At 65.8% G+C, this 8,631-nt stretch carries 11 protein-coding genes and 1 pseudogene; 5 read left to right on the top strand and 7 right to left on the bottom strand.

Annotated features, from left to right (window positions below):
• The 3 genes from RMO40_RS18950 to RMO40_RS18940 all read left to right on the top strand — a co-directional run.
• Positions 1 to 365: proton-conducting transporter transmembrane domain-containing protein (locus tag RMO40_RS18950; RefSeq protein ID WP_309724704.1), on the top strand; the 365-nt coding region annotated here is incomplete at its 5' end.
• Between the two features lies 1 nt (position 366).
• Positions 367 to 969 (top strand): NUDIX domain-containing protein, encoded by a 603-nt coding sequence (locus RMO40_RS18945; RefSeq protein ID WP_309724702.1) that lies wholly within the window; start codon positions 367 to 369, stop codon positions 967 to 969.
• A gap of 7 nt (positions 970 to 976) precedes the next feature.
• Positions 977 to 1,429 carry a DUF1178 family protein gene (locus tag RMO40_RS18940; protein WP_309724700.1) on the top strand — a complete coding sequence of 151 codons (453 nt, stop codon included), beginning with the start codon at positions 977 to 979 and terminating at the stop codon, positions 1,427 to 1,429.
• Here the strand turns inward: RMO40_RS18940 and RMO40_RS18935 are convergent.
• Positions 1,423 to 1,728, bottom strand: a complete 306-nt coding sequence (locus RMO40_RS18935) for a DUF2917 domain-containing protein (protein ID WP_309724698.1) — start codon at positions 1,726 to 1,728, stop codon at positions 1,423 to 1,425. The two genes, RMO40_RS18940 and RMO40_RS18935, sit on opposite strands and share 7 nt — an antisense overlap.
• Positions 1,729 to 1,883: 155 nt before the next feature.
• Here RMO40_RS18935 and gcvA point away from each other — a divergent pair, with 155 nt between their 5' ends.
• Positions 1,884 to 2,786, top strand: a complete 903-nt coding sequence (gene gcvA / locus RMO40_RS18930; protein WP_309724696.1) for a transcriptional regulator GcvA — start codon at positions 1,884 to 1,886, stop codon at positions 2,784 to 2,786.
• Here the strand turns inward: gcvA and RMO40_RS18925 are convergent.
• Entirely contained in the window at positions 2,783 to 4,186 is a 1,404-nt protein-coding gene (locus RMO40_RS18925; protein ID WP_309724695.1) for an FAD-linked oxidase C-terminal domain-containing protein, read from the bottom strand. The genes gcvA and RMO40_RS18925 overlap by 4 nt on opposite strands.
• Positions 4,183 to 4,569, bottom strand: a complete 387-nt coding sequence (locus tag RMO40_RS18920) for a DUF2069 domain-containing protein (protein ID WP_309724693.1) — start codon at positions 4,567 to 4,569, stop codon at positions 4,183 to 4,185. Before RMO40_RS18920 ends, RMO40_RS18925 begins: the two co-directional genes overlap by 4 nt.
• 20 nt (positions 4,570 to 4,589) lie before the next feature.
• On the opposite strand from RMO40_RS18920, the pseudogene RMO40_RS18915 reads away from it, so the two are divergent.
• Positions 4,590 to 5,824: pseudogene (locus tag RMO40_RS18915) on the top strand (YihY family inner membrane protein).
• Here the strand turns inward: RMO40_RS18915 and RMO40_RS18910 are convergent.
• From RMO40_RS18910 to RMO40_RS18895, 4 genes are all read right to left on the bottom strand, one after another.
• Positions 5,811 to 7,094, bottom strand: coding sequence for a diguanylate cyclase domain-containing protein (locus RMO40_RS18910; protein WP_309724691.1), 1,284 nt, complete (start codon positions 7,092 to 7,094; stop codon positions 5,811 to 5,813). The pseudogene RMO40_RS18915 and the gene RMO40_RS18910 overlap by 14 nt on opposite strands.
• Positions 7,095 to 7,112: 18 nt before the next feature.
• Positions 7,113 to 7,436, bottom strand: a complete 324-nt coding sequence (locus RMO40_RS18905) for an Mpo1-like protein (RefSeq protein ID WP_309724690.1) — start codon at positions 7,434 to 7,436, stop codon at positions 7,113 to 7,115.
• The gene (locus RMO40_RS18900) at positions 7,433 to 8,254 is read right to left on the bottom strand and encodes an alpha/beta hydrolase (RefSeq protein WP_309724687.1); all 822 of its coding nucleotides are present in this window, start codon (positions 8,252 to 8,254) and stop codon (positions 7,433 to 7,435) included. Before RMO40_RS18900 ends, RMO40_RS18905 begins: the two co-directional genes overlap by 4 nt.
• Positions 8,251 to 8,631 (bottom strand): PLP-dependent transferase (locus RMO40_RS18895; RefSeq protein ID WP_309724686.1); only part of this gene is annotated, 381 nt, incomplete at its 5' end. The genes RMO40_RS18895 and RMO40_RS18900, both read right to left, overlap by 4 nt.

Genomic DNA, 8,631 nt, shown 5'->3' with positions numbered 1-8,631 from the left:
GCCGCAGCCCCTGGTACGCCGCGGTGATGGCGATCTTCATGTTCTCGCTGGCCGGCATCCCGCCCACGGTGGGTTTCTACGCCAAGCTCGCCGTGCTGCAGTCGCTGGTATCGACCAACGACACCACTTACATCGTGCTGGCGGTGATCGCCGTCGTGCTGTCGCTGGTGGGCGCGTTCTATTACCTGCGCCTGGTCAAGGTGATGTACTTCGATGAGCCGCGCGAAACGGCGCCCATCTCCACCACCGGCGAGGTGCGTGTGCTGCTGTCGCTCAACGGCGCGGCGGTGCTGGTCTTTGGCCTGTTGCCGGGTTGGCTGATGACCATTTGCGCCAACGCCGTGCTGCAAGCACTCAAGACCTGACATGGCCGACGAGCATCTGCGCGAAGAGCAGGTCAGCTCGCAGCAGGTCTACAAAGGCCACTTTCTCGACGTCCGGCGCGACGAGGTTCGTCTGCCCAACGGCGGCCTTGCGGCGCGCGAATACATCGTGCACCCCGGCGCGGTCATGATCGTGCCCTTGCTCGACGATGGCCGCCTGGTGGTCGAGCGACAGTTCCGCTACCCCATGGGGCGCGTGATGCTGGAGTTCCCGGCGGGCAAGCTCGATGCCGGTGAACCGCCACTGACTTGCGCGATCCGCGAGCTGGCTGAAGAGACCGGTTATCGCGCCCGTGAATGGGCGCGTGCCGGCATCCTGCACAACGCGATTGCGTACTCCGACGAAGGCATCGAAGTGTGGTTCGCGCGCGGACTTGAGCTCGGTGGCCGCTCGCTCGACGCAGGCGAGTTCCTTGACGTTGAAACCACCACCCTGGCTGCTCTCGAAGAGCTGGCCGCAAGCGGTGAGCTCACCGACGCCAAGACCTTGATCGGTCTGTTGTGGTTGCAAAACTGGCAATCAGGCCGTTGGCCGATCACCTGGCAGAAGGCCCCAGGCGGCGCCGAGCTGAGCCCGCGCCCATAATGCGGACATGAAGGTTCTGAACCTGCGATGCGCTCACGATCACTCTTTCGAAGGCTGGTTTGCTTCTGAAGACGACTTTCAGTCGCAGTGCGAGCGTGGCCTGGTGGAGTGCCCGTTGTGTGGTGATCAAGCCATTTCCAAGCTGCCCACCGCACCGCGCTTGAACGTGTCGAAGGCGCGCGACCCTTCACTCGCAACCACCATATCCACGCCCGCAGCCACGCCTGAAGCGATGACCATGCAATCGATGTGGCTGCGTGCTGTTCAGCACGTGATGGCCCACACCGACGACGTGGGCGAGCGTTTTGTCGAAGAGGCGCGTCGCATTCACTACGGTGAAGTCGAAGAGCGCGCGATTCGTGGCCAGGCCACCAAAGAAGACGCCCTTGCCTTGCAGGAAGAGGGCATCGAGGTCGTGTCGTTGCCCGTTCCCACCGCCGTCAAAGGCACCCTTCAGTAGGCGCAGCTTGGCACCTGAGTGCCGCCCTGGGTGCGTTGCGAGATGGCCTTGGCACGTGTCACTTCAGCCGCGTTGCGCACCACGAACGACGCATCTTCCAAGGCCGACACCAGCGCGTGGCCCGAGCGGTCGAGGGTGAAACATTGGTTGGCGCCGAGGATCACGTCGCGCGGGTCGCCGTCTTGGGTGACCCAGATCTGGCCGGTGCGCACTTCGATGCGCTGGCCCTTCTTGGCGCGCAGCTTGAAGGTTTGGCGGCGTTGCAGGTGGGCGGCTTGGGGGGCAGAGGTGAGGTGCATGGTGAGCTCCTGTTGAAAGGTGATTCGCATGCAATCTGGTCATGTGATCGAAGCCAAAGTCAGCAAATCTGGCTACAGTCTCGCTCTGCACATACCTGCGGGCAAACGCTCGTTTGGCATGTCTTGCATGCGAATTTGGAATGTGAAGGCCTCTTGTGCGACGCTACCAGCTCCCCCCGCTTGACCTGCTCGAAGCCTTCGAGGCCGCTGCGCGACACCTGAGCTTCACGCGGGCAGCCGACGAGCTGTCGCTCACCCAATCGGCTGTCAGCCGGCAGATCGCAGCTCTGGAGGCGCGGCTGAACGTGCCGCTATTCCAGCGCCTGCACCGCGCCCTGCGCCTGACCGAAGCGGGCCAACAACTGCAGACTGCGGCGGCTGCCGTGCTGCAGCAGCTGCACAGCGTCACGGCACAGTTGCGCCAGGAGCAGCAGCAGAAGACGGTGCTTCTCACCACCACGCCCGGCTTTGCGGGGCTGTGGTTGATCCCGCGCCTGTCGGCTTTCACGGCGACACATGCCGACGTGGATGTGCGCATCTCGGTCAGCCTGAGCCTCGTGAACCTGGATCGTGATGGCGTCGACCTGGCCGTTCGCTACGGGCCGAAGAGCTCCGCAAGCCCGGCGGCGGTGCAGCTGTTTGGCGAAGTGATGACGCCGGTGTGCAGCCCCGCATTGCGCAAGCGGAGTGGCAAACCCCTGAAGCGACCGGAAGACCTGCAGCACCACACCTTGCTGCACGCCGCTCACGACAACGCCCAGCTGCCCGATTGGTCGCTGTGGCTGCGCGCCATGCACATCGAGCAACTCAAGCCCGCAGGCGCGCTGCACTTTTCAGACTATGACCAGATGATGAATGCCGCCGTGCGCGGCCAGGGCGTGGCGCTGGGCCGCTTTCCGCTGATCGAGGGCTTGATCAAGGAGCGCAAGCTGGTCACGCCTTTCAGCCAAAAGCTGGCGTCTCCGATGGGATACCACCTGCTGCGCTCGACCTCGTCGGCCGCCAAACCCGAGGTGAGCGACTTTGTCGCCTGGTTGCTCGACGAAGCCGCCCGCTAGAGCATGCGGCCCGGGTTCATCACCCCCTGCGGGTCGAGCGCGGCCTTGATGGCCCGCATCATCTGCAGCGCCACCGGCGACTTGCGCTGCGCGAGCTCGTCGCGCTTCAGCGCGCCCACGCCGTGTTCGGCCGAGATCGAGCCGCCGCAGGCCGACACGGCGTCGTAGACCAGGGTGTTCACCGCGTGCTCGTGATCACGCAGGAAGGCGGCTCCGTCGACGCCAAGCGGGGCCTGCAGGTTGTAGTGCAGGTTGCCGTCGCCCAGGTGGCCGAAGTTGACCGAGCGGGTGCCCGGGAAGGCCGCCTGCAGCGCCGCGTCGGTGCCCGCCACGAAGGCGGGGATGCGCGACACCGGCAGCGAGATGTCGTGCTTGATGTTCGGCCCCTCCTCGGGCTGCGCGAGCGGGATGGATTCACGCAGGTGCCACATGGCGCGCGACTGCTCGATGCTTTCGGCCACCGCGGCATCGGTGATGAGGCCGCGCTCCATCGCCGACTCGAGCAAGGCTTCGAACAGGCTGCGTGCGTGGGCCTCGCTTTCGGTGTCGGATTGCTCCAGCAGCACCGTCCACTCGGCTGCGGGCAGCGGTTGGCGCAGCTGCGGGAAGTGCTTGCGCACCAGTGACAGCGAAAACCGGTTCATCAGCTCGAAGCCGGTGAGGCCCGAGCCCAAGCGGGCTTGCGCGAGCTGCAGCAGCGACACCGCAGCCTCCAGCGAGGGCAGGGCCGCCAGCGCCGTCATGCGCGCAGCGGGCTGCGGGTAGAGCTTGAGCGTGGCGGCGGTGATCACGCCCAGCGTGCCCTCGCTACCGATGAAAAGGTCGCGCAGGTCGTAGCCGGTGTTGTCCTTGCGCAGGCCGACCAGGCCGTCCCAGACCTCGCCTTGCGCGGTGACGACCTCCAGCCCGAGGCACAGCTCGCGTGCATTGCCATAGCGCAGCACTTGTGTGCCGCCGGCGTTGGTGGCGAGGTTGCCGCCGAGGGTGCAGCTGCCTTCGGCAGCCAGGCTCAGCGGGAACAGAAAGCCTTGCGCGGCGGCCGTTTCTTGAACGGCTTGCAACACGCAGCCGGCTTCGACCGTCAGCGTGAGGTTCGCCGCATCGAGACCGCGAACGCGGTTCATGCGCGACAGGCTCAGCAGCACCTGCGTGCCGCTGGCATCGGGCACTGAGCCGCCCACCAGGCCGGTGTTGCCGCCTTGTGGCACCAGGCCCGCACCGTGGCGCGCACACAGCTTGACCACGGCCGACACCTCGGTGGTGTTGGCCGGTCGCACCACCGCCAGGGCGCGGCCGCGGTAGCGTTTGCGCCAGTCTTGTTCGTAAGCCGACAGGTCACCCTCGACCAGCACGTTGGCAGCGCCCACGGCGGTTCGCAAGGCGTTGACCAGGGCGCTCATTCGGCCACTTTGCCGCTGCGCAAACGCCAGCGCACATGCAGTGCACAGGCCGTGAACAGCGCCAGGCACAACAGCACTTCGATGATGGCCAGCGGCACACCCGGCCCGCGGTCGCTGGTGGCGCGCACCACGCCTTCGGTGAAATAGACCCACACCAGCAGGCTGACCCAGCGGTAGGTGTACATGCGGTTCTTCAGCAGGCCGGCCAAGGGCAGCGTCAATGGCAAGGCCTTCAACACCAGCCAGGAGCCACCAGGGCGAAGCGGCGCAAGCCACAGCTCCCAGGCAACGCTGAGCACGATCAAACCAAGCAGGCTGGCCACCGCGAGGGCGCGTGTCCGGCTGACGAAGGAGGGCAGGGCAGGGGAAAGAGGAGAGGTCATCGCTGGCTATGATGCCGCAAATGAATTTCCCGTCCCCGTTCAAGCTCGGTTGGAGAGCGCGCCTGACCGAGCTGCTGGACACGCTTCAACACTGGCCCTGGCTCGACACGCTGCGCACCCTGCGCCAGCGTTTTCGCGAAGACCGCCTGGGCCTGACCGCCGGCAGCCTTACCTTCACCACGCTGATCTCGCTGGTGCCGCTGGTCACGGTGATGCTGGCCTTGTTCACCGCGTTCCCGATGTTCTACAAATTCCAGGACGCGCTGCAGAAGTACTTCCTGCAAGCCCTGGTGCCAGACAGCATCGCGCGGCCGGTGTTGGGCGCGCTGACGAGTTTGCAAGCAAGGCCAACCGCCTGGGCACCTTTGGCCTGGTGGTGTTGGTGTTCACCGCCTTGGCGCTGATGCTCACCATCGACCGCACGCTCAACAACATCTGGCGCGTGCGAACGCCGCGGCCGATGACGCAGCGGGTGCTGGTGTACTGGGCGGCCGTGACGCTCGGGCCTCTGCTGCTGGGGGTGAGCCTGACCTTCAGCTCCTACGCCATCTCGGCCAGCAAAGGCTTCGTCACCGGCCTGCCCGGTGGCGTCAGCTTCCTGCTCAACACCTTGCAATTCGTGCTGTTCTCGGGCGCCATGGCCTCGTTGTTCCATTACGTGCCCAACACCCATGTGCAATGGCGGCACGCGCTGGCCGGCGGGGTGTTCGTGGCGGTCGGCTTCGAGCTGGCCAAACGTGGGCTGGCTTGGTACCTCGGCAGTGTGCCGACCTATGCCAACGTGTACGGCGCCTTCGCCACGGTGCCCATTCTCTTGATCTGGATCTACCTCGGCTGGGTGGTGGTGTTGTTGGGTGCGGTGATCGCTGCTTATGCGCCCAGCCTGCAGATGCGTGTGGTACGCCGGCCGTCCACACCCGGCTATCGTTTTCAGCTGGTGGTGAGCATGCTGCGCGAGCTGGCCTTGGCGCGAAGCTTGAGCACCCACGGCATGAGTGCAGCGCAGTTGTCTGAAACCATGCGCACCGACCCGCTGCAAATCGAGCCGCTGCTCGACACCCTGGTCGCCATCGACTGGGCCGGCCGGCTCGACGAAGAAGGCGCGGCCCGCTACGTGCTGCTGTGCGATCCGGCCACCACGCCGGCGCAGCCGCTGCTGGCACAGGTGCTGCTCGACCCCTCACCCACCTTGCGCGGCTTCTGGCAGCAGGCCGGCTTTGGCGAGATGACGCTGCAGCAGCTCATTCAGAACTGACGGCCTGCGGCGCCAGCGACGCCCCGCCGTGCACCACGCAGTTTTTGCCACGGTGCTTGGCTTCGTACATGGCTTCGTCGGCCAGCTGCAAGAGCTTGAGCGGCTGTTCGGCATCTGACGGCGCCAGCGCATAGCCAATGCTTGCGCTCACCGGCTGCGCCGTGACGCTGCGCACGGCGTCGAGCATGTGTAGCGCCAGCGCATGAGCGCCGGCTTCGTCGCGCAGTGCGGCGAGCACCAGGAACTCGTCACCGCCGAAGCGCGCCACCGAGTCTTCGGCGCGCACCGCACTTTGCAGCGCCTGCGCCACACCGACCAACACCGCGTCACCTGCACGGTGACCCAGCCGGTCGTTGACGGCCTTGAAGCCGTCGAGGTCGACGAAGAACAACGCGACCGGCGTTTCCTTCACGTTGGCGAGCGCCGCATCGAGCCGGTCCATCATGGCGCGGCGGCTCAGCACGTCGGTGAGCGGGTCGCGCTCGACGCTGCGTTTGAGGTTCTCCTGGCTCAGGGTGAGGTCGTGCACGTCGACCGTCACGGTGTAGAGGCCGACCACGGTGCCGTCGGCATCGAAGTCGGGCACGTAGCTGGTGCGCACCCAGCGCGGGCCTTGCGTGGCCAGGTTGACCATGCGGGTGTACTGCACCGTCTTGCCTTCGAGCGCACGCTCGAAGTAGGCCCGGTGTTCTTCCCAGCGTTTGGCGCCACGCACGTCGCCAATGGCCCGGCCCAGCAGGTGGGTGGGCGGCTGGCCGGTGGCTTCGATGTAGGCCTTGTTGACGAACTGCAGCACGAAGTGGCGGTCGACGTAGGTCAGTGGATAGGGGATGTTTTCGGTGAAGTGCGTGAGCCGCTGGCGGGCCGCGGCGAGGGCCTCGCGTTCCAGCACGTCCTGGTGGATGTCGAAGGCGATGGTGAACACGCTCTCCACCTCGCCATGGGCGTCGGCATCGGGGAACACCTGGATGCGCGCCCAGCGCCCCGGCTGACCGTTGTGCGTGAGGCGGCGTTCGTAGTTGACGGTATGGCCTTCGAAAGCCTGCACGAAGGCCGGCTGTGCAATCTGCCAGGCCTCTTCGCCAAACAGCTCTTGCAGGGTGCAGCCGAGCAGCTCGTCGCGGGTGCGGCCAGTCCAGTGCAGGTAGGGCGTGTTGCAAAACACCAGGCGAGCCAGCCGGTCCCAGCGCGCCATCGGCAGGTCGATCGCATCGACCAGCCGCTCGATGTGGGCCAGCCTCTGCAGTGTGGATGAAGGCGGGGCGTTCATCGTATGTCGCGCTCTACCTCAGAGCGGAATCTTGCCGACCCAGATGTCCTTGTACATGACCCAGTCACCCATGAAGCTGAACAAGGGGCGCTTGAACGACGCGGGCTTGTTCTTCTCGAACCCGAAGTGGCCGAGCCAGGCAAAACCGTAGCCGCACAGCAGGCCGTAGAGCAGATAAACCGGTTGCCCACGCGCCACCGCCGTGGCGAAGCAGAGCAACGCAAGAGTCGAGCCCACGAAGTGCAGGCGCCGGCAGGTTCGGTTGTTGTGCTCGCTCAGGTAGAAGGGGTAGAACTCGGCAAAAGTCTTGAGCGATTTGGGATCGGCGGCACTGGTGTTCACGGGTTGCTCCGGGCAAGGAATGAGCGGAGTTCATTCAACACCCCGTCGGGCACCTCGCCCATCAGGGAATGTCCGGCGGGCAATGTGACGCAGTTGGCATTCAAGGCGCTTGCCAGCGGTTTAGCGCTTTTGGGTGGGGTCATCTGGTCGTTTTCACCCACGATCAGCAGCGAAGGGCAGCGCACCTTGGCGGCCGATTCCATCCCGGCCGTGTAGCCGTCACAGACCAAAAAGTCGTGGTGGAAGAGGTTGCCTTGGCCCGTTGCCGCATACGCCGACTGCAGGCGGCGCATCAAGGCCCGGTTGCCACCACGCAGCCAGCTGCCCGGCCCCGGTGACGATGGTTTGGCGCCGAGCGTGGAATGCGAAAAGGCATTCACCATGTCGATGGCCTTCAGCGGCGCTTCGAGCGAGGTGCTCAGCAAGGCCGGCGACACCCTCATCGGGAACGCGGTGCCCACCAGCACCAGATGGGTCGCCCGCGCACCGAGCTGGGCCGCAGCCTCGAGCGCGATCAGCGAGCCCAGGCTGTGGCCGATCAGCGCGGCGCGTTGCACGCCGGCTGCGGTCAGCAGGTCGATCACCCAGCTTGCTGCGGCCTCCACGCTGGCGGGCGCCGGGCCGCCGCTGCGGCCGTGGCCTGGCAGGTCGACCGCCAACACCGCGTGGCCGTGGTGGGCGAGGTAGCGCGTTTGCAGCGCCCACACGCTGTGGTCATTCAACGCGCCGTGGATGAACACCACCACGGGCAGTGAAGCATCGAAACCCTTGCCGCCGGTGTAGGCGTAGGCCTCGTGGCCGTTCACGTTGAGCTTCATGTGCCGGCTTTCTGCGCCGCCTTCAGAGCGCGCGACAAGTCGTCGAGCAGGTCGTCGGCATCTTCCAGGCCGATCGACAGGCGGATCGTGCCTTGGGTGATGCCTGCTTGCGCGAGCGCCGCGTCGTCCATGCGGAAGTGCGTGGTCGATGCGGGGTGGATCACCAGCGAGCGGCAGTCGCCCACGTTGGCCAGGTGCGAAAACACCTTCAAGGCCTCGATGAAGGCCTTGCCCTGGGTGCGGTTGCCCTTCAGGTTGAAGCTGAACACCGAGCCGCAGCCCTTAGGCAGCAGCGCCTTGGCCAGCGCATGGCTCGGGTGGTGCGGGAGCTCCGGGTAGCCCACGCTCTCGACCATCGGGTGCGAAGCCAAATGTGC

The sequence above is a fragment of the Rhizobacter sp. genome, from assembly GCF_031412075.1.
GTDB lineage: Bacteria > Pseudomonadota > Gammaproteobacteria > Burkholderiales > Burkholderiaceae_C > Rhizobacter.
The sequence above is the reverse complement of the archived record's forward strand: the minus strand, read 5'-3'. Positions and strand labels throughout refer to the sequence as shown.

What these genes read in the sequence shown, in the direction of transcription:
- RMO40_RS18910 (WP_309724691.1), bottom strand. Translation starts at nt 7,094, where the DNA reads ATGAACGCCCCGCCTTCATCCACACTGCAGAGGCTGGCCCACATCGAG.
- RMO40_RS18925 (WP_309724695.1), bottom strand. Translation starts at nt 4,186, where the DNA reads ATGAGCGCCCTGGTCAACGCCTTGCGAACCGCCGTGGGCGCTGCCAAC.
- RMO40_RS18935 (WP_309724698.1), bottom strand. Translation starts at nt 1,728, where the DNA reads ATGCACCTCACCTCTGCCCCCCAAGCCGCCCACCTGCAACGCCGCCAA.
- RMO40_RS18920 (WP_309724693.1), bottom strand. Translation starts at nt 4,569, where the DNA reads ATGACCTCTCCTCTTTCCCCTGCCCTGCCCTCCTTCGTCAGCCGGACA.
- RMO40_RS18945 (WP_309724702.1), top strand. Translation starts at nt 367, where the DNA reads ATGGCCGACGAGCATCTGCGCGAAGAGCAGGTCAGCTCGCAGCAGGTC.
- RMO40_RS18940 (WP_309724700.1), top strand. Translation starts at nt 977, where the DNA reads ATGAAGGTTCTGAACCTGCGATGCGCTCACGATCACTCTTTCGAAGGC.
- RMO40_RS18900 (WP_309724687.1), bottom strand. Translation starts at nt 8,254, where the DNA reads ATGAAGCTCAACGTGAACGGCCACGAGGCCTACGCCTACACCGGCGGC.